This window comes from Ostreiculturibacter nitratireducens (genome assembly GCF_032670585.1).
GTDB classification, from domain to species: Bacteria; Pseudomonadota; Alphaproteobacteria; order Rhodobacterales; family Rhodobacteraceae; genus Ostreiculturibacter; species Ostreiculturibacter nitratireducens.
This window is the reverse complement of sequence record NZ_JAVQHL010000002.1, coordinates 1310042-1335182: the sequence shown is the minus strand read 5'-3', so window position 1 is coordinate 1335182 and position 25141 is coordinate 1310042. Positions and strand designations below refer to the sequence as shown.

Annotated in this window: 27 protein-coding genes; 9 read left to right on the top strand and 18 right to left on the bottom strand. The window is 68.0% G+C overall.

The features are described 5' to 3' along the window. The first annotated feature begins 9 nt into the window (after positions 1–9). The 6 genes from ABCN56_RS13880 to ABCN56_RS13855 all read left to right on the top strand — a co-directional run bounded on the left by ABCN56_RS13880 (position 10) and on the right by ABCN56_RS13855 (position 6518). Entirely contained in the window at positions 10–1017 is a 1008-nt protein-coding gene (locus tag ABCN56_RS13880; RefSeq protein ID WP_343081386.1) for a medium chain dehydrogenase/reductase family protein, read from the top strand. After that, the gene (locus ABCN56_RS13875; protein WP_343081385.1) at positions 1014–2441 is read left to right on the top strand and encodes an amidohydrolase family protein; all 1428 of its coding nucleotides are present in this window, start codon (positions 1014–1016) and stop codon (positions 2439–2441) included. The genes ABCN56_RS13880 and ABCN56_RS13875 overlap by 4 nt, the downstream gene beginning before the upstream one ends. 82 nt (positions 2442–2523) lie before the next feature. Next, positions 2524–3615 carry an alpha/beta fold hydrolase gene (locus ABCN56_RS13870; protein WP_343081384.1) on the top strand — a complete coding sequence of 364 codons (1092 nt, stop codon included), beginning with the start codon at positions 2524–2526 and terminating at the stop codon, positions 3613–3615. Positions 3616–3637: 22 nt separating this feature from the next. Further along, positions 3638–5092 carry a serine hydrolase domain-containing protein gene (locus ABCN56_RS13865; RefSeq protein WP_343081383.1) on the top strand — a complete coding sequence of 485 codons (1455 nt, stop codon included), beginning with the start codon at positions 3638–3640 and terminating at the stop codon, positions 5090–5092. Next, on the top strand, positions 5089–6111 hold the full coding sequence (locus ABCN56_RS13860; RefSeq protein WP_343081382.1) for an alpha/beta fold hydrolase: 1023 nt from the start codon (positions 5089–5091) through the stop codon (positions 6109–6111). The genes ABCN56_RS13865 and ABCN56_RS13860 overlap by 4 nt, the downstream gene beginning before the upstream one ends. After that, positions 6108–6518 carry a hypothetical protein gene (locus ABCN56_RS13855; RefSeq protein ID WP_343081381.1) on the top strand — a complete coding sequence of 137 codons (411 nt, stop codon included), beginning with the start codon at positions 6108–6110 and terminating at the stop codon, positions 6516–6518. Before ABCN56_RS13860 ends, ABCN56_RS13855 begins: the two co-directional genes overlap by 4 nt. Positions 6519–6540: 22 nt before the next feature. Here ABCN56_RS13855 and ABCN56_RS13850 read toward each other — a convergent pair whose 3' ends face one another. The 10 genes from ABCN56_RS13850 to ABCN56_RS13805 form a co-directional block, all read right to left on the bottom strand. Beyond that, complete coding sequence (locus ABCN56_RS13850; protein WP_343081380.1) at positions 6541–7503, bottom strand: peptidoglycan DD-metalloendopeptidase family protein; 963 nt, start codon at positions 7501–7503, stop codon at positions 6541–6543. A gap of 37 nt (positions 7504–7540) precedes the next feature. After that, entirely contained in the window at positions 7541–9427 is a 1887-nt protein-coding gene (locus ABCN56_RS13845; RefSeq protein WP_343081379.1) for a serine hydrolase domain-containing protein, read from the bottom strand. Beyond that, positions 9424–10263 carry a DUF6544 family protein gene (locus ABCN56_RS13840; RefSeq protein ID WP_343081378.1) on the bottom strand — a complete coding sequence of 280 codons (840 nt, stop codon included), beginning with the start codon at positions 10261–10263 and terminating at the stop codon, positions 9424–9426. Before ABCN56_RS13840 ends, ABCN56_RS13845 begins: the two co-directional genes overlap by 4 nt. Before the next feature lie 206 nt (positions 10264–10469). Continuing rightward, positions 10470–11147, bottom strand: a complete 678-nt coding sequence (locus ABCN56_RS13835; RefSeq protein WP_343081377.1) for a DUF4386 domain-containing protein — start codon at positions 11145–11147, stop codon at positions 10470–10472. Positions 11148–11173: 26 nt separating this feature from the next. Next, positions 11174–12064, bottom strand: coding sequence for an EamA family transporter (locus tag ABCN56_RS13830; protein ID WP_343081376.1), 891 nt, complete (start codon positions 12062–12064; stop codon positions 11174–11176). Between the two features lie 22 nt (positions 12065–12086). Further along, positions 12087–12236 (bottom strand): hypothetical protein, encoded by a 150-nt coding sequence (locus tag ABCN56_RS13825; protein WP_343081375.1) that lies wholly within the window; start codon positions 12234–12236, stop codon positions 12087–12089. 11 nt (positions 12237–12247) lie between these two features. Further along, the gene (locus ABCN56_RS13820; protein WP_343081374.1) at positions 12248–12886 is read right to left on the bottom strand and encodes a DsbA family oxidoreductase; all 639 of its coding nucleotides are present in this window, start codon (positions 12884–12886) and stop codon (positions 12248–12250) included. Then, complete coding sequence (gene wrbA, locus ABCN56_RS13815) at positions 12886–13509, bottom strand: NAD(P)H:quinone oxidoreductase (protein WP_343081373.1); 624 nt, start codon at positions 13507–13509, stop codon at positions 12886–12888. Before wrbA ends, ABCN56_RS13820 begins: the two co-directional genes overlap by 1 nt. A 106-nt stretch (positions 13510–13615) precedes the next feature. Further along, a complete protein-coding gene (locus ABCN56_RS13810) occupies positions 13616–14503 on the bottom strand; it encodes a LysR family transcriptional regulator (RefSeq protein WP_343081372.1) in 888 nt (295 codons plus the stop codon). A gap of 119 nt (positions 14504–14622) precedes the next feature. Then, positions 14623–15567 (bottom strand): alpha/beta fold hydrolase, encoded by a 945-nt coding sequence (locus ABCN56_RS13805; protein WP_343081371.1) that lies wholly within the window; start codon positions 15565–15567, stop codon positions 14623–14625. 89 nt (positions 15568–15656) lie between these two features. On the opposite strand from ABCN56_RS13805, the gene ABCN56_RS13800 reads away from it, so the two are divergent. The 3 genes from ABCN56_RS13800 to ABCN56_RS13790 all read left to right on the top strand — a co-directional run bounded on the left by ABCN56_RS13800 (position 15657) and on the right by ABCN56_RS13790 (position 17456). Beyond that, positions 15657–16370, top strand: coding sequence for a helix-turn-helix transcriptional regulator (locus tag ABCN56_RS13800; RefSeq protein WP_343081370.1), 714 nt, complete (start codon positions 15657–15659; stop codon positions 16368–16370). A gap of 164 nt (positions 16371–16534) precedes the next feature. After that, a complete protein-coding gene (locus ABCN56_RS13795) occupies positions 16535–16807 on the top strand; it encodes a hypothetical protein (protein WP_343081369.1) in 273 nt (90 codons plus the stop codon). A gap of 94 nt (positions 16808–16901) precedes the next feature. Next, positions 16902–17456: a DUF3489 domain-containing protein gene (locus ABCN56_RS13790; protein WP_343081368.1), complete on the top strand. Its 555-nt coding sequence runs from the start codon at positions 16902–16904 to the stop codon at positions 17454–17456. Positions 17457–17539: 83 nt separating this feature from the next. Here ABCN56_RS13790 and ABCN56_RS13785 read toward each other — a convergent pair whose 3' ends face one another. The 8 genes from ABCN56_RS13785 to ABCN56_RS13750 form a co-directional block, all read right to left on the bottom strand. Continuing rightward, a complete protein-coding gene (locus ABCN56_RS13785) occupies positions 17540–18040 on the bottom strand; it encodes a GNAT family N-acetyltransferase (protein ID WP_343081367.1) in 501 nt (166 codons plus the stop codon). A gap of 1 nt (position 18041) precedes the next feature. Next, entirely contained in the window at positions 18042–18305 is a 264-nt protein-coding gene (locus tag ABCN56_RS13780; protein WP_343081366.1) for a YjhX family toxin, read from the bottom strand. 815 nt (positions 18306–19120) lie between these two features. Continuing rightward, complete coding sequence (locus tag ABCN56_RS13775; RefSeq protein WP_425466101.1) at positions 19121–19330, bottom strand: hypothetical protein; 210 nt, start codon at positions 19328–19330, stop codon at positions 19121–19123. Next, positions 19327–19854 carry a hypothetical protein gene (locus ABCN56_RS13770; protein WP_343081365.1) on the bottom strand — a complete coding sequence of 176 codons (528 nt, stop codon included), beginning with the start codon at positions 19852–19854 and terminating at the stop codon, positions 19327–19329. Before ABCN56_RS13770 ends, ABCN56_RS13775 begins: the two co-directional genes overlap by 4 nt. Further along, a complete protein-coding gene (locus ABCN56_RS13765; RefSeq protein WP_343081364.1) occupies positions 19851–23342 on the bottom strand; it encodes a toprim domain-containing protein in 3492 nt (1163 codons plus the stop codon). Before ABCN56_RS13765 ends, ABCN56_RS13770 begins: the two co-directional genes overlap by 4 nt. 401 nt (positions 23343–23743) lie before the next feature. Next, positions 23744–24088 carry a type II toxin-antitoxin system RelE/ParE family toxin gene (locus ABCN56_RS13760; RefSeq protein WP_343081363.1) on the bottom strand — a complete coding sequence of 115 codons (345 nt, stop codon included), beginning with the start codon at positions 24086–24088 and terminating at the stop codon, positions 23744–23746. After that, entirely contained in the window at positions 24088–24345 is a 258-nt protein-coding gene (locus ABCN56_RS13755; RefSeq protein WP_343081362.1) for a type II toxin-antitoxin system ParD family antitoxin, read from the bottom strand. The genes ABCN56_RS13760 and ABCN56_RS13755 overlap by 1 nt, the downstream gene beginning before the upstream one ends. A 72-nt stretch (positions 24346–24417) precedes the next feature. Then, entirely contained in the window at positions 24418–25128 is a 711-nt protein-coding gene (locus tag ABCN56_RS13750) for a hypothetical protein (protein ID WP_343081361.1), read from the bottom strand. Between the last annotated feature and the right edge of the window lie 13 nt (positions 25129–25141).

Below are 25141 nucleotides of genomic sequence, written 5' to 3'. Positions count from 1 at the left end.
AGAGACAAGATGCCCTATACCCGTGTCAGACTGAACGCCTTCGGCGGCCCCGAGGAACTGGAGCTTGAAACCGTCTCCGACCGGCCCGAGCCCGCGACGGGCGAGGTGCGCATCCGTGTGCTGGTGACCAGCGCCGCCTTCACCGACGTGATGATCCGCAAGGGGATGTATCCCGATGTGAAGGACAAGCCGCCCTTCACCCCGGGCTACGACATGGTGGGGATCGTCGACGCCACCGGCCCCGGCGCGCAGCGCTTCAAGCCGGGCGACCGGGTGGCGGACCTGACGACCATCGGCGCCTATGCTGAGTACATCTGTTTGCCCGAGGACAGGCTGACGCCGGTGCCAGAGGGCGTGTCGGATGTCGATGCGCTCGGCATGATCCTGTCGGCGGTCACGCCCTACCAGATGCTCACCCGCGTGGCGAAGATGCAGGCGGGCCAGAGCCTGCTCATCCACGGCGCGGGCGGCGCGGTCGGCACGGCCATGCTGCAACTGGCGCGCGATGCGGGGATCGCGGCCTTCGGCACCGATATTACCGCCAAGCACGACCTGATCCGCAGCCTTGGCGCGACGCCGCTGGATGCCGACGCGCCCGAGGCGGCAGTGCATGAGGCGACGGGCGGGGTTGATGTCGCCTTCGACCCGCTAGGCGGCGACAGTCTCGCGCGGTCGCTCCATGCGCTGAAGCCCGGCGGCATGCTGGTGGCGTTCGGCTTCCAGAACGAGGTGCTGGGCCGCGGCGGCTCGATCCCGATGGATTTCGTGAAGCTGAAACTCTGGGACTGGCTGCCGAACGGCCACGCGACCGCGTTCTATTCCATCGGCGCGATGCGGCGAAAGCACCCCGACTGGTTCCGCGACGACCTGACTAGGCTTTTCGAGATGCTCGCGACGGGCCGCATCGCCCCCGTGGTTGCCGAGGTGCTGCCGCTGGCCGAGGTGCGGCGCGCGCATGAACGGGTCGAGGCGGGTGAGGTTGCAGGGAAACTGCTTCTGAGGGTTACGGAGCAATGAAGTACGGTTTCAAGCTCCTTCTGGCATTGGCCCTGGCCGTCATCGTAGCGGCACAGGCACAGGCGCAATCCGAGACCCTGCTCCGCGACGTCACCATCGTTGACGTGATCGAGGGCACCCTCACCCCCGGCCAATCCGTGCTGATCCGCAACGGTCTGATCGCGGAGGTCGGCGAAGAAATCGCTTCGGACACGGCAACGCCCGTGAACGGTGCGGGCGGCTACCTGATCCCGGGCCTCTGGGATAGCCATGTGCACATCTTCTCTTCGACATCCGAACCCGAAACGGCGCTGCCGCTTTACCTGCTCAATGGCGTCACCGGCATCCGCGACATGGGCGCGCTTTGGCCCATCGCCGAGCAAAAGGCATTGCAGGCCCGGATCGAGGCGGGCGAGGTTCTGGGCCCGCGCCTGATCCTCGCCGGGGCCTGGGTTGATGCTCGCCCCGGGTCGTGGCCCGGCATGTTCTTGGCCGATACGCCAGACGAGGCACGGGGCGTCGTGGACCGGATCGCCGCAGAAGGCTGGGCCGCCGTCAAGGCCTATTCGATGCTGGACGAAGCGACCTATCTCGCGCTGGCCGAGGCGGCCCACGACGCTGGGCTGCCCTTCGTCGGGCACATTCCCGAACGGGTCGCGCTCGGCACCGCCATGGACGCCGGTCAGAACGGGATGGAACATTTCGGGCGGGTGGCCATGGCCTGCGCGACCGCAGAAGACGCTATGCTGGAGAGCTTGCGCACAGCCATGGCCGAGGGCGCGGAACTCGATCGTATCTTCGAGATCATGGCGGCGCGCAACCGGATGATCCTGGAAACCTGGGACGAAAGCCTGTGCGAGGCGGTGCTGGCGCGGATGGCGCAGGCCAAGATGCATGTCAGCCCGACGCTGGTCGTGGCCGATTTCTACACCGGCAACTGGCCCGCACCCGACGCGCCCCGGATGCGCATGATCCCGGCCGAGGTGCGCGCGGCCTGGGGTCGGCCCGACTTCAGACTGGAGGCGATGACCGACGAGGTGCGCGCTCTGGCCGGGGACAGCATCGCGCTCGACCGGCGGACGTTCCTCATGGCCCACAGGGCGGGCGTGCCGATCCTGGCCTCCACCGACGCCTCCTTCGCCAACCCCTACCTGTTCCACGGCTTCTCGCTGCTCGACGAACTGGACCTCTACGTTGCCATCGGCCTCACCCCCCGCGAAGCGCTCTACACCGCCACCGTGGCCCCGCCGCGCTTCTTCGGGCTGGACCATCAGGACGGCACCATTGCGCAGGGACGGCGGGCCGACCTCGTTCTGCTCGATGCCAACCCGCTGGAGGGCCTCTCGACGCTGCGCCGACCGCAAATGGTCATCGTCGGCGGACGGGTGCTGGATCGTGCGGCGCTGGACGGACTTGAAACCATGCTTCTGGACCGCGGACAGTAGGCATGGGATCTGTCGGGAAAGGCGCGCCGAGATGGCATCAAGAACCAGACGCCGGTCTCTCTTCAGCAGCTTCGGCCGGGCGATGACCGTTGCAGGGCTGATCCTTCTGACGGGCCTCGCCTTGGGCCTCGCCTGGCTCGTGGCCATCAGCCCCGGCCGACCGGACCCGCTGCGCGACGCAGGCGGAACCGTGATCCCCGGCAGCCTGTCGGAGCGTGTCACCATCGAGATCGGCGGCATCCCGCAAGGCATGATCATCCAGAGCACCGACCCCGCCAACCCGGTCCTGCTGTTCCTGCACGGCGGACCCGGCATGACCGAGATCTTCATGGACCTGGATTATCCGACAGGGTTGGAGCGTCATTTCACCATCGTCTGGTGGGAACAGCGCGGGGCCGGCATGTCCTTCTCGGCCGATATTCCGCCCGAGACCATGACCATGGAGCAGATGATTTCGGACACGATCGAAGTGGCGGACTACCTGCGCGACCGCTTCGATCAGGACCGTATCCTGCTTTTCGGTCATTCCTGGGGCAGCTACCTCGGCATACAGGTCGCCGCCGCAGCACCCGACCGGTTCCTCGCCTATGTCGGGATGGCCCAGATCGCCCATCAGCTGCGCTCGGAGGTCATGGCGCATGCCGAATTGCTCGACACCTACCGCGCACGCGGCGACACGGCCATGGTCGGCCGGCTGGAGGCCGCGCCGGTCAGCATGGAGGCGGGAACGTCGCCGGCATGGATGCGGCTGCGTGACGCGGCCATGCACCGGGCGGGCGTCGGGCATACCCGCGACATCGACTCCGTCATCACGGGCATCTTCCTGCCGGTCTGGCGGGTACGGGCCTATACGCTGATGGACAAGATCAACGTCTGGCGCGGCAAGCTCTGGTCGCGGCCCTTCTTCTGGGAGGACCTGCTGCGCGACGACTTGAGAACGCGGCTGACCCGGTTCGAACTGCCTGTCTATTTCTTCGTCGGCCGCCACGACCGGACCGCGCACCCGGACCTCGCGCGCGCCTATTTCGATGCGATCGAGGCGCCGGTGAAGGGGTTCTACGTCTTCGAGAACTCCGCCCACAGCCCGCTTTTCGAGGAACCCGAACGGGCCACGGACATCATGTTGAACGACGTGCTGCGCGGCAGCACGGAATTGGCGGATGCCGACGATTGACCCGGGATGACCTTCCGTGAAGTTGCCCGCCGCATACGCATCTCCGCGCGCCAAACCGAAGTGGTCTCTGATCTGCTCCGTGGTCGTTCTGGCGGGTCGGATCGGACGTCTTGTCGTCCTTCTGCTGGCAGCGATGCCCTCGCATCTGGCCGCGCAGGACGGGTCACCGCTGGCGCTCCGCCTGTCGCAGACTGTGCCCGAACGGATGGCCCGCGACGGTGTGCCAGGCGCGGTGATCGTGGTGATCGAGGGCGCCGCGCCGGTCTGGACCGGGTTCTTCGGCATGGCCGCCCCCGCAGCAGGCGCGCCGATGACTGCCGAGGCGCTGTTCCGGGTGGAATCGATCTCCAAGCCCGTCACCGCCTGGGGTGCGATGCGGCTGGCCGAGACCGGGCGGCTCGACCTCGACGCGCCCATCGACGATTGCCTGACGCGCTGGCGCTTGCCCGAAGGCGCGGATCCGATCACCCCCCGCGCGCTCCTGAGCCACAGCGCCGGTATCGGCCTCGGCGACTACGCCGCGCGCTTCCCGCCCCAAGGGCCGAAGCCCGGCTTGCCCGAACACATCGCGCAGGATTTCAGCCTGATCGCCACGCCGGGGTCCGGGTTTTCCTACTCCGATACCGGATACAACCTGCTCGAACTCGTGATCGAGGACTGCACAAGTGAGGATTTCGCCGCGCTCATGGTGCACGAGGTGCTTTCGCCCCTTGGCATGCCGGGGGCGAGCTTCGACTGGACCGGCGCGGACATGCCCGTGGGCCACGACCTGCGGGGACGACCCGTTTCCGCCTATGTCTATCCGGGGCGCGCCTCGGGTGGGCTGCATGCCACCGCAGCCGATATCGCGCGTTTCGCCATCGCCGGGATGGCGGGCGCGGAGCAATCTGTGCTTTCGCCCGAGGGCGTGGCCGGCCTTCACCGGGCCGAGGTCGCGGTCGGCGGACTGTTCGCCTTCGCCGCGGAAGGCTACGCGCTCGGGCACTTCACCGAAACGCTTTCCGACGGGCGGCATGCAGTCTGGCATGGCGGCCAGGGATACGGCTGGATGAGCCACATGCACCTCGTTCCGGAGACGGGCGACGGCATCGTGATCCTGTCGAACAGCCAGCGGGCCTGGCCGCTTTTCGCCGCGATCCTGCAGGACTGGTCGGACAGCCTCGGTGTTGAACCGGTCGGTATGTCGCGCGTCCTTCTGGCCGAGCGGGCGGCGCGTATCGGCATCGCACTCGGCCTCCTCGTCGGGGCGCTCGGCATCTGGATGGCGTCACGGACCGGAAGACGCCTCCGTTTTGCACGGCTCACGGCGGGCGGGGTCGGCGCAGCCCTGATCATCTGGCCCCTCTGGGCCACAGCGCAGGACTATCTCTTCCTGTTCTCGATCCTGCCGGGCCTCTGGCCCTGGCTTGGCGCGGCCTCGAGCCTTGCGGGGCTTGGCCTTTCCGCGTTGGCCCTCGCACCGGAGCGGCAGCGATGACCTTCCTGCGTCTTGTGCTGCTCGTCCTGATCGCGGCCGTTGCCGGCGGGCTGATCTGGAAATCCCTGCCGGCCCGCACCTCCTCCGTCGCCGGCCCCGACCCGATTGCAGAACTGGTCACGGCCGAGATCGGCGGCATGACGCAGTGGCTCCTGATCCGGGGCGCGGACCGCGCCAACCCGATCCTGCTTTGGCTGCATGGCGGGCCGGGCGCGGCGCAGATGCCGATCCATGGCCTGACGGGCGACCTGGAACGGGATTTCGTCGTCGTCCACTGGGACCAGCGCGGCGCGGGCAAGTCGAACCCGCCCGATTTCGACCCGGCGACCATGACGCTCGAGCGGTTCCTCATGGACGCGCGGGAGGTCACCGCGCTGTTGCGCGAACGCGTGGGCGAGCAGCCGGTGATCGTGCTCGGCCATTCCTGGGGCACGATGCTGGGCGCGCGCCTGGTGGCGCGCTGGCCCGAGGATTACGCTGGCTACATCGGGGTCGGCCAGCATGTGGACACGCTGCGCGGCGCGACCCTGACGCTCGACTGGCTACGCAAGGTTGCACCCTCCGATCTCTCGGGCATGGACGCGCAGGCCTTCCGCGATCACGATCTATACGTCCGTCTCATGCGGGAGGTCGAGGCCAATGGCGGCGGCATGAACGTCCCGCTCATCTCCATGTTGCCGCATGCGCTCGCCGCACCGGAATACCGCCTGCCCGACTACCGGCGCTGGTTCGACGGTGCCAACCGCGGCAGCGGGCCGATGTGGGACGCGTATCTCGCGCGCGACCTGATCGCCGAGGTGCCCCGAATGCCGGTGCCGATGCTGCTGATCGCGGGTGCGCAGGACTGGAATACGCCGGTCCCGCTGGTGCAGGAGTGGCTAGCAGTGGTCGAGGCCCCTCCGGGCACGCGGATGGAGGTTTTCGACGGATCGGGCCACGCGCCGTTCCTGACCGAGACCGATCGCTTCGTGGAGATGGTGCGCGGGTTCGCGGCCGACATCGAGGCGCGCCCTGAATGACCCTGCCATGGCTCACGATCTTCGGCGCCTCGCTGACGCTTTTGGCCGCGGCGACGAGCCTTGGCATGCTCCTGTTCCCCAAACGTTGGGGCATGCTCGAGGTCTGGGCCTATGGCGGCGCCCGGCGGCCGTGGCCGGTATGGGGTCTGGCGGCGCTGTTGCTCGCGCTCTGGGGACTTGGCGCGGTGGATTTCGCCTTGCGTTCTGACGCGGGCAGCACCCGGCCCGGCTGGGCGCTTGTCGCCGGTGTCCCGGCGCTCTGGGCAGTCAAGTCGGCCACGCTGGTCTTCAATCCGAGGGGGCGCGCGGCCGTGTCTTCCGTGTCCGACCCGAAGACATGGCGGCGGATCGGTCTGGCCCGGTTGCCGATCGTGCTGGTTTTGGCTGCCCTGACCTGGTTGTCCTGACCTGGTTGTCCTGCGGGACTGATCAGATCCGCGCGCCGGACAGACGATCGCCCCGCACCAGAAACCGGCCATCGATGCGAAGCCCAAGCGGATCGCCCGAGATCGGCGGCGCACCCTCGGGCGCAGGCCGTTGCGCGTGGATGTGCAGATGCGGCTCGGTCGAGGCGCCGGAATTACCGACCTCGCCCAGCCGGTCGCCCAGGGCCACCCTGTCGCCGGGCGTGACCGGGATGCTCCCTTGCCGCATGTGCGCCAGCACGATTTCGGCCGCGCCGCAGTGCAGGATCACATGGTTGCCGAGCCGGTTGACCGGGTCCTCCTGCGGCACCTCGAAATCGGGCCAATCGCCCTCGGCGGCGATCACCACGCCAGCGCAGGGCGCGCGCAATTTGGCCCCGAAGATCGCATAGGCCGCCGGATCGGCGGGCCGCCACCCGCGGGCCCGCAGGCCCCACGGGCCCAACCCGAAGAAATCCACCGCGTAGGATTGACCGCGCCAGGGCCGGAACCGCGCGACGCTGTCATCGAGCGTCCGCATATGCCCGTTTACCAGCGTATTGGAACCGCCATGGCCGACCAGATAGCGTCCGGGGCCGAATGGATTGGCGATATCCACGACCTCTACCGGCGGCAGACGCTGCCCCAGCATCGCCCGTGCCCCATAGCAGCCTCCGAGGCCGAGGAGCACAACCGACAAGGCGGCCACGACCCATCCGGCAGGCGCGTAGGGCAGCCAGGGCAGGCCGGAGACATCCTTGCGCAGGAGCGCGGCGCCGGTGAGCACGAGCCAGAGCGCACCATAGACCCACGGCAGCCACCAGACCGGAACCGCCCATTGCGCCACCCGCGCCAGCGCGAAGAGAAAGACAGCCGTCCCCGCAGCCTGAAGCAGGAGCCCGACCATGCTGCCGGCGGGCCAGAAGCCAAGCCAGGCCAACAGGGCCAGGGGCATCGCGACCTGTGTGAGCAGGATCAGCGCCGTCATGGCGAAGCCCTCCTTCCGAAACCGCGCGAGACGTGCATCAGATCGGCCCTCCGAAAGCGAGCCCCCAGCGCAGCAGGAGGCCCGCGAGAGCCGCCAGCGAAAGCGCGAAGAGCGTGTCGTGGAGGCGCCGCCAGGGGCTCCAGCCCGCGACGCACCAGACCGGGACAAGCGCCAGCAGGGCAAGGGCGGCCACGACCGCCACCACGTCGCCCATGGCAAGGAAAGCGTTGAGCGTCGGTTGCGGCTGGTCGAACAGGAACTGCGAGCCGAGTCGTGACGCCGCGAGGCCCGCCACAATGCCCGCTCCGATCAGCCCGATGACCGAGACCGCACCGGCCAGCGGAACGGCCGCGACCAGCGTGCCGGCGCTCGTGCCCCCGCGCAGACCATGCCGCCATGTGAGCCCAAGAAGGCTCGTCGCCGAGAGCAGCGCCGCCAGCCCCAGCCCCAGCCACAGCCAGACCGGATCGGCGAGGCCCCGCAGCCGTTCGTGGGTCTGCGCGCCCGTCCCGTCGGCGAGCCGCACGATCCGCCCTGTCTCATCCCGCAGAAAGGCCATCCGCGCGCCCTGCGCATCCTGCCAGATATCGGGCGCGAAGGGTTCGTGGCGCACGGGCCCCTGCGACAGAGGGGTCGGGATCAGGAGCGTGCCATCGGGCAGCGCGGTCACGGTCATGGGCGAAAGCGCCGCCAGAAGCTGACCTGGCCCCGAGAACGTCCGGCGGTTCGTCAGGTGGCGCCCCGCCGCCTCGGCGGCGCGGGCGGCGGCATCGGCCACAGGCTTTGGCGCGGCCGCCTCCAGCCCGGACCGCGCTGCCAGCACGCCGAGGATTTCCGTCGGCACCATTAGCGGCAGATCTGCGCCCTTGCCCCCGTTCTGCGAGAGGAACACTCCGGCGCCGATCTCGGGGATGAAAGCGAGGTTGGAGAGAAACTCGTTCACGCCGCCGCCATGGCCGTAAACCATGGTGCCGAACATGGGCCGCGCCTGAAACCCGTGCGCCATGTCCGCCGCCTGCGGCCGGTCGTCGAAGAGACGTGTGCGCAGGCGGACCATCGTCTCGGGTTGCAGGAGGCGCACCCCATCGAGCGCGCCGTCCCCCATGAGGAACCGCAGGAAGCGCGCCATGTCGGCAGCGGTGCTGGCGATGGCGCCGGCAGGTCCGAAGGCGCCGATATCGACCCGGAAGGCCGGATGCGCGACGCCGCCCTGCATGCGGTAGCTGCCGGCCAGCGGGGGCTGATCCGGCCGCCGCAGCCGCTCGGCCGTAGTCGTGTCGTCCATGCCGAGCGGACCCAGGATGCGCGCCTCGACGAAGCTCTCCCTCGGCTGCCCGGACACCTCCTCGACGACGTGCCCCGCCAGCGCCGCGCCCCAATTGGAATAGGAGGTGATCTCGCCGCGCGGAAAGACCTGGTCGGGCGCCGCGACCGACAGCGCCTCGGCACGGGGCAGCGTCGCCACGGCCGGATCGAAAATCGCGTAGCTCTCCTCGAAGCCGCCGCGGTGGCTCATCAGCTGCGTGAGCGTCAGCGGCTCGGTCCCCGGCACCTCCACCTCCGAAAGGTATTGCGCCACGTCCGACCCGAGGTCGAGACGCCCCTCCTCGACCAGCATCATGACCGCGATCCAGGTGAAGAGCTTGGTGATCGAGCCGATCTCGAAGCGTGTGTCGTCCGGACCGGCCGCAATCCCGCCGTCGAGATCGGCGATCCCATAGCCGCGCAGGATCACCGTGTCGCCGCTGACCACGGCTGCGATGGCGCCGGGCACCTGATCGGTCACCATTACAGCGTCGGCCAGCGCATCGAGCCGCGTGGCAATCTCCGCATCCTCGTCCGCGAGCGCTGCAACCGCGACGACCAGCCAGAGGGCCATAGCTGTGACGACAGACAGCGCGCGCCTTCGGGCCGTCCAGCTCATGGCTCCGCGCCGGGAAAGCTGATGGAGGTCACCTCGGCGCGGAAGAACGGGAAGTAGGCCTCCGTGCCATAGAGGTTGCCCGCCTCGACGCGGAACGGCAGGCGGTATCCGCCGACCTCGCGGAAGTCGGACATGGTCGCGCCGAAGGGCTGCAACCGGTGCTCCTTGTACGGATTGGCATTGCTCCAGCGTTGGAAGACGGCCGTGACGGGCCGGCCCTCGGCATCGACGGTGACATCCACGGCCTGTGCGAGGCCGCCATGCGCGACCGTTACGCGGGCGGTATCCTCGTCCATCGCCTCCCAGGTCACGCCGGGACCGGGCAGCACCGCGGCCGGTGACCAGATCACGGCCTCGCCCACATAGCGCCCATAGGCCGAACGCGTGTGGTCCGGATCGCCGCCGAGACGGGCCACCGGGATCAGTCCGAAGATGCGGAACCGGGTCCAGTGGCCGGAATCCGAGCCAGAGACGGGCATGCCGCCGGTCGTGCGCATGGCCCAGACGAAACCCTCCGGCGCCGCAAGGATCTGGCGCGCTTCCATGGGCTGGTAGTTCGGGGCCTCCTTCGTGCCAAGGCTGAACTGCCCGCGCATCTCGATCTGTGCCACCGGAAGGATCGATGTACCCGGTCGTATCGTGTAGGAGAAATAGCGCCGAGCCGGTTCGGGCAGGTCCGCCACCATCCGTGGATCGAATGGCTCGGGCGACGCGGGTTGAAGCGCGATCAGCCTTTCCCGCTCCAGGCGATCGGCGCGTCGATCCAGGAACAGCAGAAGCGCCAGCGAGAGGACGCCGAGACCGACGATCAGGACAAGAGCGATGAGGGCTTTCATGGCAGGTGTCGAGGTCCTTCTTCGTCTCCTGAGAGTCCGCTCGATGCGTGGAGCGAACAATCAGGTGAGAAGAATACCTCGAACGATATCCGAGGTCACAGGGGGTCTCCGGGTCCCGAGCGCGGGCATGTGCGACGGGATGTCTGACTGCAATCTGCCATGCCAAAAGGGGACGGCGGCGCGTGGCGTTTGGGAAGAGGCCGGGATCATGACGCGCCTCGTTGAAGGAGCAGGCGCAGGCAGAACGCCGTCTCGGCGAGGATCGTCAGTGCATAGGCCGGGACGAAAACAGCGGACCATTCCGGCACGAAGAACCGCAGGCCGCTGCCGATGAGATAGACCAGCCCGGCGATTGCGAGCCCCGCACCGAACACCTTCGCGAAGAGACCCGAGTGCCACACCAGCAAGCCAATGATCAGGCTGTTCACGCCGAAGAAGACAAGCCCGAGGTCGTAGCCGTGCGCGTGCAGATCGAGGAACACCAGTGCCAGCTTCGGAGCGTCAGACAGACCCTCGGCGCGGGACAGCACCAGCCAGGCGGTAAGCAGCGCCATTAGGCTGGCCGCGATCAGCACCGTCTGGATCAGGCGGAACACCATCGCCGACAGCGCGAGGCCTGGCGCCATGGTTCGGAAGATCAGGTAGAGCAGGATCGCAAGCCCGGCGTCGCTGAGCGCCATTACGATGTCCGCGGCGATGGCCAGGCGGAACTGGCCAGGAGAGCCAAGGATCGCGGCAGCGGTAGCCTCGGCATCGCCGAGGTCGATCAGCGGCGCCCGCAGGCCCAGTTCGGCACCGAGGCCGGTCACGATGATGATCAGGTATAGCAGGCCGGCAAGGCGTGCGTTCCGTCGAAGGTCCTGGGTCGGCGTCAAAGTGGTCATATTGAGAGTCCCTTCTTGAATGGCGATCAGGCGGTCGGCACAACCTTCGTGATCGGCCGTATCCCGGCGGATGGGCGGTTCGCCCGCTGCCCCATCCAAACCGATCCGAGGACAACGGCCGCGCCGAGCCCTTGCAATGGCGACAGGGATTGGCCCAAAACCACCCAGCCGAGCAGCACGGCAGTGAGCGGGCTCATCATGCCGAGCATCGAAACCGCGCCGGGCTCGATCCGGGCGACGCCCCGGAACCACAGCGCATAGCTGGCCGCCGCGCCTATGAGACCGAGCCACACGAGTCCGGCGAGGTTCATCGTCGTCAAAGGTGGCAGCGCAGGTTCCAGGATCAGCGCAAATGGTAGCAGTATCAACCCACCGGCGGTCAGTTGCCACGCGGTGAAGCTCAGCGCGGACACGGGCGGCTGCCATCGCCGGCTGAGCACCGTGCCGGCCGCCATGGACGCGGCACCTCCCAGTCCGGCCGCGACCCCCACCGAATCCAGAGCGGCATCGCGACCGATCAGCAGCAGCGCCACGCCCAAAGCGCCCGCCGCGGCCGCAGCGATCGCACCCGCCCGGATCGGCGTGCCGAGCCACCCGCGCGCCATGAGGATCACCATCATGGCCTGCAACGCGCCGAGCGTTGCCGCGACCCCGCCGGGAAGCCGGTAGGCGGCCACGAAGAGCAGCACCCAGAACAGCGCGAAGTTTAGACTACCAAGCAGGAAGGTGCGCCCGAGCCAGGCGCGGGGCGGCATGCAGCGCGTGAAGGCGAGCAGCAATAGCCCGGCCGGCAACGCACGCAGCGCCGCCATCGTGACGGGGTAGCCTGCGGGCAACGCCTCGGTGGTGACCAGATACGTGCTGCCCCAGACCGCCGGGGCGAGCGCCGTGAGAAGAATATCGGTGGTACGGGACATGGGTCATGCCTCCTGTCGGGGCTCACCAGAGCGGATGGAAGGGCAAGAGCGGGCGGTCCGGCCAGGGGTCGAGGCCGATGTCGCGCATCAGATGGGGCGGCAGATCGCGCGCCACGCCGCGCCGAATGCGGTGGCGGTGCAGGGCGGCGGTGCGGAGGAACGGGAGGTTCATGGCATTTTCTTTCAGGCGACGAGGCGGAGGGCGGCGCGCAGTTGCGCGGCCAGATCCTCGCGCGGTCCGTTGACAAGCCGGGCGCCGGTCTCGCGGACGATGAGGGTTGGAATGGACCGGACCTGGAGGGCACGGGCGTGGTGCCGGTCGGTCTCGACGACACGAAGGGTTTCCGGTTCCTCGAAGACCTTGGCGAAGGCGGCAGCCTCGAAGCCGAGATCCCGGGCGGCGTGCAGCACCGTTGCCGGATCGGCCACGTCCCGGGCCTCGGTCAGATGCGCGCGCTGCAGGCGGTCGAACATGTCCCAGTGGGCGGCCTGCCCGCCGAGCCGTTCCGCCGCCTTGCACCCCAGCGCGGCGGTCAGCCCGTGGGGATAGTCGAAGGGCGCGGCCCGCATCGCGTCGATATCGACCAACTCCGGCCGGTCGCTGACCCGCCGGCAGACCGCCCAGTGCCCGAGAATGGTCTCGCGGGCGTCCTCGGGCGTGCCCCAGCGCGCGGCCATCTCGGCGCGGCTGGCCTGCAGGACGAAGGTGCGGTGCCGGATGTCGAGCTCGAACTCCGCCGACAGGTCGCGCAGGCGCGACGAGATGTTGAAGCACCAGCAGCAGACCACGTCGTGGAAGAAATCGACGGTCAGGGCAGCCATCACGCGGCCTCCTCTGACAGGTTGCCGCCAGCCAGCCGCGCGGCGATCCGCGCGACATGCGCGCCCTGGAACCGCGCCCCGGCCAGGTCCGTCTCGGTGGGCGCGCGGGACCCGTCGGCGCCGGCGATCGTGCCCGCGCCATAGGGCGCGCCGCCGACGATGACCTCGGCCGTGGTCTGGCCGGCGAAGCTATAGGGCATGCCCGCGATCAGCATCCCGAAATGCTGCAGCGGGATCTGCGTGGACAGCAGCGTCGCCTCGTGCCCGCCATGCTGCGAGCCGGTGGAGGCGAAGACGCCAGCCACCTTGCCCACCAGCGCGTTGCGCGCCCAGAGCCCGCCCGCCTGGTCGAGGAAGGACTTCATCTGCCCGGCCATCATGCCGAACAGCGTCGGCGTGCCGAAGAGGATGGCGTCATAGGCTTCCAGATCGGCGGGGCTGGCGACGGGCGTGTCGTCGGCTGCGAAGCCGGCCTTCTGCCGCACCGCCTCGGGGACGGTCTCCGGCACGCGGCGCAGATCGACATGGGTGCCGGGGACGCTGCGGGCACCTTCGGCTTCGGCCTGCGCAAGAGCACGGACATGGCCGTAGCTTGAATAGTAGAGAACGAGAACGCGGGTCATGGGATCCTCTCTGGCGCTGGGTTTCGTTGCCGGAGAAGATCGAGGATCTGACGGGCCGGAATAACCAGCCCGCTGTCACTTCATTCTTTACGCCGGTTGATGAATGTCAGGGCCGGAGCGCGGCACGCAGGTGGTCGAGGAAGGCCGTAACCTTCGCGTCCATGCCCAGCCGCGAGGCCGTCACGGCGAAGATCTCCGGCGCGGGAAGCTCCCAGTCGGGCAGGACCCGGACAAGATCACCCCGCGACTCGGGCGCGTCCGAGACGAAGTCCGGCAAGGTGCCGACGCCCTGGCCCGCGATCAGAAGATCGCGCAGGACGAGGCTGTTGCCGACCCGGACCGGAGGGTCGAGGTCGACGACGATAGACCCGGAAGGGCCGCTCAGGGTCCATGAGGTAAGGTGGTCCGCAAGCAGGAAGCCGATGACCCGGTGGTGCGCGATGTCCTGCGGTGTCTGCAACTTGCCCGCCCTTTCCAGATAGGCAGGTGCCGCGAAGATTCGCTGCCGCATCGTCCCGATCCTGCGCGCCACCAGCGCCGAGTCCGGCATGGCGGGCCGGATGCGGATCGAGACGTCGAACCCGCCCTCGACCATATCCACGACCCGGTCGTCCATCGACAGCGTGAGGCGCAGATCGGGATGGGCCTCGAGAAACTCCGGCAGGGTTGGCGCGATGACAGTCTGTCCGAAGGAACTCGACGCGTTGACCTTCAGGTGCCCGCGCACGGCCCCGGCACCATCGCGGATGCGTGTCTCGACGTGGGTTACGGCATCCAGAATGCCTGTCGCCTCGTCGTAGTAGAGCCGCCCAGCATCAGTGAGCGACATGGAGCGGGTCGTCCGGGTGAGCAGCGTCGTGCCAAGACTCTCTTCGAGCAGTTTGATCTCGCGGCTCAGCAGCGCAGGCGACACGCCAAGATCCTCCGCCGCACGCGCGAAGCTGCCGCGTTCGACGATGCGGCGGAAGGCGTGCATGACGGAAAGCTTGTCCACTTGTCTCTCATTCCTTGCGGGCGCGATCCCGGCGGGTCGCCTGCGCCTCGACCCTATCACGGGTACGGCAAGGCGCGAACGGATTGCGTCCGCGCCCGCCGAAGGACCATGACCGCTGCCTAGGCCGCCTGCCGAACCGCAAGCCAGTTCAGCAATGCCGTATTGGTCTCAGCCGGTTTCTCCTGCTGGATCCAATGTCCGCACTCGAGGCTGAGCACCTCCACGTTCGGGACAAACTCCGCGAGGGTCTCGGATGGCGGGATCATGTCCTGCGCCCCGTAGATCATGAGTGCCGGCTGCCGGACGATGGGGTCCACATCCGCCAGAATGTGCCAATTGCGATCCATGTTCCTGTACCAGTTTATGCTTGCCGTGAACCCGGCTTCCTCGAAGGCCGCGATGAAGACCGCGAGATCCTCGTCGCTCATAACGGGATCGCCCAAGGGCGCCGCGGCCGTCGCGAGGTTGATCATCATCATGCCCGGCTCGGGCGGCTCAGCGGGCATGTTCTTGCGGAACAGGTTGCGCAGGAACCGGCCGGTGTTCGCATCGAGGACAGCGTCCGCGACACCGGGTCGGCGATTGAAATGGACGAAGTAGTTGTCGGGCCCGAACACGCCTTCCAAGAACTCGATCCACGGGATTGAGGTGCGGGGCTGGTAGGGCAGCGCCAGGTTGATGATCCGGTTCACGCGATCGGGATGCAGGAGCGCCATGCTCCAGACGACGTTCGCGCCCCAATCGTGGCCGACGAAGACGGCGTCCCGATACCCGAAATGATCGAGAAGCGCGGCCAGATCGCCCGTCAGGTGTGCGATGTCGTAGCCTTCCACCTTCGGCGGACGCGACGAATTCCCGTAGCCCCGCTGGTTGGGAACGATGACGTGGTAGCCCGCTGCCGCCAGCGCCGGCATCTGATGGCGCCAGGAATGGGCGTGCTCGGGCCAGCCGTGGCACAGCACGATCGGGTTTCCCCGGTTTTCCCGACCGGCCTCGAAGACCTCGAGTTGGATATCTCCGAGCGTGATCTTCGTCGGCGTGGCGAAATGAGCATTGATGGTCATGGCAGTCACTCCTTTTCTTGATTGCCTCGAGCTTCGCTTAGGCCAAAAACAATCCAAAAACTGACACCTTTGTGTGGTAGAGATCCACCATGAAGAGCCGCAATCGCCAAGACGCCATCGTGCGGACCCTGCGCCGCACCGGCACGACGACCATCGACGCGCTGGTCCGGGAGGTCGGTGCATCGCGAAGCACGATCCTGCGCGACCTCTCGGCTCTGCGCGACGAAGGTTACGTGATCCACGCCGAACAGGGCCGCGGCGGAGGGCTTTACCTGGATCCGGGATCGGTGCAGGCGACAGCCCGGCTGACGGTCGCCGAGGTGTTCGCGCTCATCATCGGCGTGTCGAGCATGCGTGCCGCCGGCACGCTTCCGTTCTCGAGTCTTGCGGATGCCGGGCTTGCGAAGATCGAGAAGGCCCTTCCACCGGACAAGCTCCGCGATTTGCGCCGCCTCCTGGACTGTCTCTATGTCGGGCCGCTGGCGCCTCAAGTCGATACGTCGACCCTAGGAGAGATGGACCCCGCCCTGTTGCCCGCGTTCGAGACGTCGTTTCTCGAGCGTTTGTTTCTTGGCTTCCGCTATCGCGACGCGAAGGGCGCCGAAACCGAGCGGCAGGTGGAACCCCAGGCCATGCTGATCCTGCCGCCGCTGTGGTACCTCGTCGCCTGGGACCCGGCGCGCGAGGATTTCCGCCATTTCCGCATGGACCGCATCAGCCGACCCGAGGTCGTCGAGGGAACGGCATTCCGATCGAGGCACGTCCGTTTCGAGGATGGCGTGCAACCCGTGCGATACGCTTGAGATCGATCAGTGTTGGCACGAGCCGGGTGCCGTCGCTCCCTCACGCCCTCCATTGCCGGCTCCGATTACCATTCAAAATCATGTTCTTATCGAGTTGATAAGCGTTGAGGACAGAGGGAACGTGTCTCCAGAAGGACGATGCAACTCACCACGGAGCCACCACGATGACCACGCGCCTGAACCCGATCACCACCCCGCGCCACGAACTCCGCGCCGAGAAGGCGCGCCGGAACAAGGAGGCCGCGCTCGCGGCCTTCATCGGCAAGAAGGCCGAGATCGACGAGATGCTCGCCCGCCTGCAGGCGCTCAGCGACGACCATTTCAACTGCGCCCCCGACGAGGCGGGCTGGGCCATGGTCGGCACCCTCGAACATTACGCCAGCCTCCTGAAGCGCATCACCGACAGCGCTTTGGGCGAGGGCGAGCACGCCCGCTGATTTCCGGTGCCGCCGGAACTCCTGCCGCGCCCACGCGCGGCTCGGGGTCGTAGGAGGGTCGCGACGGTCGCGGCTCCGAACACGGAGACCCCAGATGATCAAGCTTTCCGACACTCAGCTCGTAATCCTCAGCGCCGCCGCGCAGCGCGAGGACCGCATCGCCTTGCCGCTGCCCGAGAGCCTGCGGGGCGGCGCCGCTGCCAAGGTGGTCGGCACGATGCTCGCCAAGGGCTTCCTCGAAGAGATTGACGCCCACATGCGCAAGGGCGAGCCCGTCTGGCGCGAGACCGGCGACGGCCACGGCGTCACGCTGGTCGCCACCGACGCCGGCCTCGCCGCGATAGGGATCGAGCCCGAGAATACGAACCCCGAGCCGTCGGGCGCCAACGAAGCGCAGAGCAGCGCGCCGGCGACAGAGGCCACCGACCAGCCAAAACCCGTGACCATCCGCGCCGGCACGAAGCAGGCGCAGGTCATCGCGCTGCTGCAGCGGCCCGAGGGGGCGTCCGTCGCCGAGATTGTCGAGGCGACGTCGTGGCAACCGCACACTGCGAGGGGAATGATTTCAGGGGCGCTTAAGAAAAAGCTGGGGCTCCAGATCACGTCTGCGGCGGAGGAAGGTCGCGGAACAGTTCATCGGATCGGGTGACCGTCGAAAGGCATCGGAGGTGGACAGCAGTCTGCAAGCGGGATTGCCCGGGCCGCACCGTCAATGTGTGGCCCGAGCTTGAGTCAGGCCTCTTGCTCCAGACCGAATGCGGGATGATGGATCAGCTCGCCTTGAGGTTCGCTGCCATCGAACGGCAGGGCCTGCACGAACCGGGCCGGAACGTCACCCAGCCGCAGGCCCGGAAAGGCCCTGAACCCGAACCGCCCATAGTAGCCGGGATCGCCGACAAGGGTGGCCCCCTTGCAGCCTGCGCGCAACCGCTGGATCGCCTCAGTCATAAGGGCGCTGCCGATCCCTTCGCCGTGCCGCGATGGCAGAACGGCGACGGGACCGATCAGGCCCCAGCCGGTCACGTCCCCGATCCGGGCATCCGAGGCGGCCAGATAACCGACCACCTCGCCCCCGTCCTCGGCCACGAGCGACAGGCTCAGGGCGTTGTCTGCCCTCAACCTGTCGACAATGGCGGCCTCCGCTCCGCTGGATTGCGGTAGCAGCTTCATGGCCTCGGTTACCACCAAACGGATCGCGGCGGCATCACTTTCGATTTCATTACGGATCAACATGTCATGCTCCTTGATTGTCGAGTTGCGCCCGCACGGAAAGGCGGCCGCGTTTCGAAATGCGGTAGGGGCCGCCGGACCGGGATTCGATCAGCCGTTTGCGCTTGAGCTTGTTGAAGACGGTCATGTCCAGGTCGGACAGGATCATCCCTTCGCGCGTGACGCAGGTGACAGAGGTGATCTTGGGGCCATGCTCCCGCTCGTGCAGGATACGGCCACCAAGAGCCAAAACGTGCAGCGCACGTTGTTCGTTTCTTGAGATATTCATGGGAGTCTCGTGTGAAAGACGTGAAAAGATTACCAGGCGCAAACGCACCCAGCGACTTCGGTTTCACGTGGCTCTCTGAAACTCAGAGAGCCCTATCACACAAGCTCTGACATCCAGTCTCCGTTGACCGGGCTGCGCGCTCTGTCGCCGCCCGACCGTCGAGATAGACAATGCGGAGCGCGATCTCAACCCGGCAGAGCAGCGCGCATGCAACCATCCGCAGTGTGATGCAAAGCTGTTTCATCTCAACGCGCGCCGATGGCCTCGAAAAGCCTGCGCAGGGCGTAGCCGCCCGATCAGGGAGATCACGGTGAAGATCCCGCCCAGCGGCAGGTTTTGGCCACGGCTTGGGTGCAATCCGAACCATGGGAACACGATGATCGGCGGTGACCACCGCCAGCGCGTGGCCAATCGCGAGCCTGATGATGGCCTCGATCGGCAACACGCCGCGCGACTGCATCGTGCGCGCTTTCTCGATCCGCTCGCGGGTTTGCAGTCTTCTCGCAGCGTCATGGGCATGTGGTTTCCGATTTTGTATTGGATGCTCGCCGGTTGCCGCGCTGGATTCCATGCGGAGTCCAGCAGCCGCCCAGGTATCCGGCCCGAAGGCCAGCGTTTGTTGGTCTTTTTCATCATCCGCCGGACTCCGGATTCCGGGGTGGCTTCCCAAAAAATCGGCCCTGTCGCTGGCGATATCGCGCGCTGCGCCCTCCCGTATACACAATCGCCCAGAAGGAACCAAAAACTTCAACGGGTTGGCGGGTGGACCCCGTGTGGACCCCGGTGCGGAGTCCGGGGTCCAGTGGGGAGTCCGGTCACGATTTCTGCGCGTCGGGCGCGCTTTGCCGCGGCCCATACAGATTCTCGCCCAGTTGTCGGACGAGTTCACGCTCGGGCCAGCTCAGACGCTCGTCGTCGATGCAGACGGCGAGAACGCCCTGGTCGCGCCACCCGTCGCGTTTGACGCGGTCCGCGTCCCGACGTTCGCCACCATAGCCCGGAGGGTGCCAGCGCATCGTCTTCATGCCCGTCCCTCCCGCCGTTCCCGTTCGATGGCGGCCCGGGCCTGCTCGGCCCGGCGACGGTCGCGGTCGTTGGCGAGGTCGATCCGGCTCTCGCCGGTCTCGCGACCGATGTGGGTGCCCTTGCCGTGGCGGGCCCAGGCGATGAAGGCGTTGCCGATCCTGCCGTGGAGCGCGATCAGGGAGCTCTGGTTGGCAACCCCGATGAGCGGCGCGAGATGGCGGGAGAGGAAGGGCAGCCAGTCCGCGGGGTTTGGGACGACGATGTGCTCGACGAAGGAGAGCGGCGTCTCGATCAGCACGAAGACGCCGTGGATCTCGCTCGGCCAGAACCGTATCTCGAGGGCGCCGCCCAGCAGGCCCTCCTCGGTCAGGAGCGTGTGCTCGCAATCGAGCACGCGGTCGAAGGCCCGGTGGACATCCACACGCTCCGTCTCGCAGAGCCGTTCGGCCTCGCGGTACCAGTCGGGCAGTTCGCTGTCGTGGAAGCGGCCGGTGTCGTAGAGGCGGATCCTGTCGTAACTCATGCCTCGGTCTCCTCTTCTGGTTGGGGGTGATGGGGGCGCCGTAGGGCGGCGGGCATGGCGGCGTCCAGCCGGGCGGACAGCGCATCGAGCGCGCCCCGGCGCGCGGCGAGCACGGCCTGCATGCTGGCGGTCAGGCGGGATGCGAGCGCGTCGAGGCGCGCGGCGTCGGCGGGATCGGATGCGTCGGATCCGGCGCCCGCGATCGACCGCATCTCGAAGCTGGCGAGCGGCCCGAGCCGGTTGGTGAGCCAGGCTTCGGGATCGGGAATGAGGGAGAGATCGACGCGGGCGGACCGGGGGCGATGGCCGGCCCCCTCCGGGCGGTAGGTCACTTCCGCGGAGGATGGGGACAATCTGCTATTATAGAGGTCTCTATAATAGTCATTTGTCCCCTTCCTCTGGCCGTCCTTCTTCGCCGCCTCGCGGGTCGGCCATAGCTCCGGAAAGCAGGCCGCCATGTCGGCCGCGTTCTCGAGGACAATGCCCGAGAGCGCCATCAGGTCACGCCGGGTCGGGCGGAGATCAGACCACGGCACCAGCGCGTCGACGGTGACGGGCAGGACGACATCCGTGAGGAAGTCGATCTCGAGCGGTGTGGCGGCGGTGCGGTTGACGCCGCGCCCGCGGCCCATGGCCTGGATCAGCTCGCCCTCGCAGATGCTCCAGCGCACGGCCTCGGCGATGGGATCGGCGTGTTCCTCCATCGCGAGCGGCGCGGTGCGGTCGCCGGCGAGCCGGATGCGGCGTTCGACCATGGGATACCACCAGCCCGCATCCTCCGGGTTCGGCATGGACACGCGGCCGGTCAGCGCCGTGGCGATCATTTCGACCGTGCGGGGCGCGGGCAGTGTGCGGCCGAGCACGACCATGCCGCCGATCCCGCCCCAGCGGTCGAGACCGCTCAGTGCGTTGAAATGCACCGCCTCCACCCGCGGCGGCAGGCTGGCCGACCTTAGCGCATCGATCGCCGCCTTCTGACCCACCACGAGCAGATTGATGGCCTGGCCGAGGCGATGGCACTGGCGGGCTCGGAGGTCGATCCAGGCGCGGAGATCGCGCAGGCGGGTCGTTGCAGCCTTGCGGTCGCGCTCGGGCGCGTCGGGCGACGGCGTCAGCGCGCGGGCCGAGGTCGGACTGCCGGTCACCTGGCGGACGCGGACATGGGGCTGACGGGCGGCGACGGGTTTGCCGATGTCGATCCGCGGCAGGTAGGTCTGCACAAGTTCCGGCCGCAGCGTGGCGTCGAGATGCAGGATCGGCGCGTGGGCCGCCCAGCCTTTCCTCATGGTACTACGCCAGCGCAGGCGGAGCGCGCGGACCGAACCCGCCTCGGTCATCTCGTGCACGAGTTCGGCGCCGGCGGCATCGTGACCGTTCTCCAGTGCCTCGGCGAGGATCAGCCAGAGCGTGGCGCAGCGACCGGGCGGCGCCCATGGCTCGCCCGCGGGCGGCAGGACCGCCTCGATGCGCTTGCGCCGCTCGACGGGCGACATGCCGGGACGGAGGCCCGCGTCGCGCATGCGGCGGCGTTCCAGCGTCGCAGCGTGGCGGCAATCTTCCGGCGTAAGACCGACGGCTTCCAGCAAGCCCACACGCAGCGGACCGGGCTCCGTGACACGCAGCGCCTTGCAGAGCCGCTCCCGCGCAGCAATCAGGTCGGCCGTGGCGCCGACATCCATCTTGCCCTTGCCGGTGTAGCAGGTGAGCGATGTGCGGCCGGGTTCGAGCCCGTCCTGTGTCAGCGTCGCCTTGCCGTCGAGACCGCGCAGGCCCGATTGCCAGAAGGCCTCGTCGATGACGAGCAGCCCGACCTCGCCGATGGCCTGCGGCTTCATGTGAAAAAGGCTGTCATGGGCGCAGACGATGACCTGCGCCGCCTGCGCCAGTGGCTTCTGGCGCTGGTAGCCGCAGTCGTGGAACCAGGGGCAGAGCAGCAGCTCCGCTCCGTTCTTCACCTTGCAGCAGCTCTGCTCGACCGGGTGCTCGATCTCGAGCGCGTCGAAGGTGGCCTCGGTGTCGAGGCACATGAGCCGGTCGGGATTGTCGTCGTTGGGATCGGGGGCGGTGCGGCCCTTCCAGAGCATGGCGCTGAGACCCAATGCCTCGAAGGCCCTGACCTGTTCGGCCCCGAGATCGTGGCGCGGGACCGCATAGACGACCTTGCGTGGCCCAAGCCCACCCGAGCCGATCAGCTCGGCGATGGCGGCGCGCGCGCTCGAGGTCTTGCCAAGGCCCACATCGACCGGCAGGCCGAGGAGCGGCGGCAGCGCGGCCCGCGCCACGATGTTGAAGTCGAGAGGATCGCGATCGCCGTCGGCGGTCTTCGCCTCCTCCTGCGCGGCCTCGACGGCGGCCCAGTAGTCCGGGATCGCGGCCATGAAGCGGTCGATGGCCTCGGCCAGGCGGACGCGGGCCTCGTCGGGCGAAAGGACCGGTGCGGGATAGGTCGGCGGCGGCGGCGGGATCCGGACCGCGCCGGCCACAAGCGCGGCGACGGCATCCGACCCCTCGGCGCAGAAAAGGTCATTGGCGTCACCCGGGCTCTCCGGCACCGCCAGACGGCCGTCGACGGCGAGCGCCACCTTGCGCGCGGCTTCGACGCCGGGATTGGTGTCGCGGTCGGGCTTCGCGTCGTTGTCGGCGACGAGGACGAGATCGGCGTCCGGGAATCGGGCCCGCAGCGCTTCTGCGACCGGCATCAGGTTGCCCGCGTCCATCGCCGCAACGACCATGTGTCCGGTCGCCATGTGCAGGCTCGCACCGGTCGCCCAGCCTTCGCAGATCAGGAACGGGCCTTCGGGTTCAGCAATCGGCCCGGGCTCCGCGCCCACCACCGCGAAATGCCCCTTCTTGGCCCCACCGGCCAGGTAGCGCTTGGCCCCGTCCGGCGCGATGAACTCCACGCTGTGGATTCGGCCGGCGATGTCCTGCAGCGGCACGACGAGTCGGCGACCGGCGTCCATGCGCAGGGCGAGCGGCATGGCCCGTTTGGCGACGAGATAGGGATGGTCCTCCGCGGCGGCTCGGGCGCTGGCCCAGATCCGGGCCGCGCGCGCGGCGGCCGCGTCCGCCCGGGTTGGCGCGGGCGCCGCATCGTCATCAGTGCGCGTGTCGGGAGAGCCAATGCTCGGGGCAGATGGCGGCTCGGCCGGATCGTTCGCTGCCGTTGCACCTCGTGTCGACGACTGACGGATCGGCCGGGGCAGCGCCGCCATGCCGATCCGGTCGGCAATCCAGTCGGTGGCATCCTCGCGCGCCATGCCGAGGTCGCGGCCGACGAGGTCCGAGAACCAGCCGCCCCGGCCTTCCTCGTGGTCGAACCACATCCCCGCCCGCGCGCCGCCGACGACGACCGACAGACTGCCCTTGCGGCCCCAGCGCCATTCCTGCCCTGCACGAAAGGTCGGCTTGCCCAGAAGCTCCACCGCGAGTTCCGGCACGCGGGCACGCAGCTCGGCGTCGAAGGCCCGCCAGTCCCGCCCGCTCATCGCCGTCCCCGCGGGATGGGCGCATGCACGCCGGTCGGCAAAGGAGCCGCGGTGGCAGGGCGCGGGAGGGGGCGGAGACGGACGGACACGGGGGCTGCGGAACCGGAAGGAGGGCGTTATCAGCCCCGGTTCTGCCGCGCATCAGACCACCCTAGCGACGTCGAAACCGGTCCGCCCGGTCACGCGAAGTCTCAGCCGAAAGGGGTGACCCCTTTCGGCAAGGCATTGGAATCACGTCAGTTCATGGGTGGACACCTAGAGGCCGAAAAGCCCGTCCGGGGGGCCTATGGCCGCCGTGCCCGATTGGTGGGGTGACCCCTCGTCCGCGCGAACGGGGTGAACGGTTCAACCCTTCATCGGGGTGTGAACGATGTGGGTTCATCCCTCGGCGCGCGGCTTCGTCAGGGCTGCTCCCGGCCTTTCGGCGGGCCCAGAGCTGCCAACCGACGCGGCAGGTCCGAGCGGCTGTGCAGAACGTCGATGACAATCACTTGGTCCGGCATGTCCACGAACACGATGAAGTGCTGCCCCACCCGCGTGAAGCGAAGGTCTTCCGGCAAGTCGGGATCGATGAAGCGGCGGCAGTCCTGCGAATGCGCTTCGCCTGCGGCAATGGCAGCGCACCGCGCGATGAGGTCCGCCTCGTAGGCCTCGGCCTGGCGCGGCCCGAAGGTCTCCAGCGTCCAGCGCGCGATCTCGACGAGCGAGCGTTCCGCCTGCCGCGTCAGCCGCCACGGCTTCGGCATCAGGATGCAGTGCGCGCGGCGGCGAATGCCCTGCGGATCGCGTCCTCACCGGAGCCCTCGGCGAGCGTACCCGCGCGTGCCTCCTCGAGCCCCGCGGCGAGCCGGTCGCGCAAGGCGGTCATCTCGGCTTCCTCGCGCTCCAGCAGGCGAAGCCCGGCCCGCAGCGCCTCAGATGCATTCTGGTAGCGACCATCGGCGATCAGCCGGTCGATCAGGTCGGTCTGGCTATCGGTCAGGACGACATTGCGGGTCGGCATCGGCATCTCCCTTGGCGCATTGGCAATATATGCCAACGCTGCCCGCGTGTCGATCTTCAGCGATGCCACGCGTCACGCCGTCTGGCGCAGGTCTGGCCCCACAACTCGCTTCGCCCCACCACGCTGCGCCGAGGGCAGCCGGATCAGCGTTGCCATGGCGTCGGCAAGCTTGTTGGACACCGGTTCACCGTCGATCTGCTGCTCGAGAAACCAGTCCATCAGGCATTCCTTCTTGCACTGGTTCCCCGGCGAAATCTCAAAATGCGCGATCGCCGCCTGCATCAGGTCAAGGTAGGGCGTCGTGTAAATCGCATCTTCCGCGTCCTGTGCAGGCCGCACCGGTTCCGGGATGTAATCCAGCCAAATCGCCTTCACGAGAAAGCGCGGCATTCGGATGTCGATGAACTCCCAATCGCGCGCTGTCAGCCGGTCGGAGAGGTACTTGCCCTCCCGCCACTGCTCGGGTCGGATGCTGGTGTGATAGCCCGAATGGAGGCCAAACCCGCTGCTGTTGCCGTAGCCCCAGCCGTTCGGACGCTCCTCGGTGTAGCGGCCCTGCGCGATGAGATCGCCGTCCCGCAGCGCGACCAGCAACTCGTTTGCCGCCTCCGCCTTCCAGGCGATCGTCGGATCCTGCGGCGGGTTCCAGTGGTTGTGTGCGGGCACAGGCTTCGGCGGCGCCTTTGCCGCCTCCGTTGCACGCCGCGCGACGGTCACGGTCTGCACATGGGCCAGCGCCTCTGCATAACTCCATTGGGTACGGTCGAGCGTCTGCAGCGACATGGGCGGCCTCGTG

What these genes read in the sequence shown, in the direction of transcription:
- ABCN56_RS13880 (WP_343081386.1), top strand. Translation starts at nt 10, where the DNA reads ATGCCCTATACCCGTGTCAGACTGAACGCCTTCGGCGGCCCCGAGGAA.
- ABCN56_RS13875 (WP_343081385.1), top strand. Translation starts at nt 1,014, where the DNA reads ATGAAGTACGGTTTCAAGCTCCTTCTGGCATTGGCCCTGGCCGTCATC.
- ABCN56_RS13870 (WP_343081384.1), top strand. Translation starts at nt 2,524, where the DNA reads ATGACCGTTGCAGGGCTGATCCTTCTGACGGGCCTCGCCTTGGGCCTC.
- ABCN56_RS13860 (WP_343081382.1), top strand. Translation starts at nt 5,089, where the DNA reads ATGACCTTCCTGCGTCTTGTGCTGCTCGTCCTGATCGCGGCCGTTGCC.
- ABCN56_RS13855 (WP_343081381.1), top strand. Translation starts at nt 6,108, where the DNA reads ATGACCCTGCCATGGCTCACGATCTTCGGCGCCTCGCTGACGCTTTTG.
- ABCN56_RS13850 (WP_343081380.1), bottom strand. Translation starts at nt 7,503, where the DNA reads ATGACGGCGCTGATCCTGCTCACACAGGTCGCGATGCCCCTGGCCCTG.
- ABCN56_RS13845 (WP_343081379.1), bottom strand. Translation starts at nt 9,427, where the DNA reads ATGAGCTGGACGGCCCGAAGGCGCGCGCTGTCTGTCGTCACAGCTATG.
- ABCN56_RS13840 (WP_343081378.1), bottom strand. Translation starts at nt 10,263, where the DNA reads ATGAAAGCCCTCATCGCTCTTGTCCTGATCGTCGGTCTCGGCGTCCTC.
- ABCN56_RS13835 (WP_343081377.1), bottom strand. Translation starts at nt 11,147, where the DNA reads ATGACCACTTTGACGCCGACCCAGGACCTTCGACGGAACGCACGCCTT.
- ABCN56_RS13830 (WP_343081376.1), bottom strand. Translation starts at nt 12,064, where the DNA reads ATGTCCCGTACCACCGATATTCTTCTCACGGCGCTCGCCCCGGCGGTC.
- ABCN56_RS13825 (WP_343081375.1), bottom strand. Translation starts at nt 12,236, where the DNA reads ATGAACCTCCCGTTCCTCCGCACCGCCGCCCTGCACCGCCACCGCATT.
- ABCN56_RS13820 (WP_343081374.1), bottom strand. Translation starts at nt 12,886, where the DNA reads ATGGCTGCCCTGACCGTCGATTTCTTCCACGACGTGGTCTGCTGCTGG.
- wrbA (WP_343081373.1), bottom strand. Translation starts at nt 13,509, where the DNA reads ATGACCCGCGTTCTCGTTCTCTACTATTCAAGCTACGGCCATGTCCGT.
- ABCN56_RS13805 (WP_343081371.1), bottom strand. Translation starts at nt 15,567, where the DNA reads ATGACCATCAATGCTCATTTCGCCACGCCGACGAAGATCACGCTCGGA.
- ABCN56_RS13800 (WP_343081370.1), top strand. Translation starts at nt 15,657, where the DNA reads ATGAAGAGCCGCAATCGCCAAGACGCCATCGTGCGGACCCTGCGCCGC.
- ABCN56_RS13795 (WP_343081369.1), top strand. Translation starts at nt 16,535, where the DNA reads ATGACCACGCGCCTGAACCCGATCACCACCCCGCGCCACGAACTCCGC.
- ABCN56_RS13790 (WP_343081368.1), top strand. Translation starts at nt 16,902, where the DNA reads ATGATCAAGCTTTCCGACACTCAGCTCGTAATCCTCAGCGCCGCCGCG.
- ABCN56_RS13785 (WP_343081367.1), bottom strand. Translation starts at nt 18,040, where the DNA reads ATGTTGATCCGTAATGAAATCGAAAGTGATGCCGCCGCGATCCGTTTG.
- ABCN56_RS13780 (WP_343081366.1), bottom strand. Translation starts at nt 18,305, where the DNA reads ATGAATATCTCAAGAAACGAACAACGTGCGCTGCACGTTTTGGCTCTT.
- ABCN56_RS13775 (WP_425466101.1), bottom strand. Translation starts at nt 19,330, where the DNA reads ATGAAGACGATGCGCTGGCACCCTCCGGGCTATGGTGGCGAACGTCGG.
- ABCN56_RS13770 (WP_343081365.1), bottom strand. Translation starts at nt 19,854, where the DNA reads ATGAGTTACGACAGGATCCGCCTCTACGACACCGGCCGCTTCCACGAC.
- ABCN56_RS13765 (WP_343081364.1), bottom strand. Translation starts at nt 23,342, where the DNA reads ATGAGCGGGCGGGACTGGCGGGCCTTCGACGCCGAGCTGCGTGCCCGC.
- ABCN56_RS13760 (WP_343081363.1), bottom strand. Translation starts at nt 24,088, where the DNA reads ATGCCGAAGCCGTGGCGGCTGACGCGGCAGGCGGAACGCTCGCTCGTC.
- ABCN56_RS13755 (WP_343081362.1), bottom strand. Translation starts at nt 24,345, where the DNA reads ATGCCGACCCGCAATGTCGTCCTGACCGATAGCCAGACCGACCTGATC.
- ABCN56_RS13750 (WP_343081361.1), bottom strand. Translation starts at nt 25,128, where the DNA reads ATGTCGCTGCAGACGCTCGACCGTACCCAATGGAGTTATGCAGAGGCG.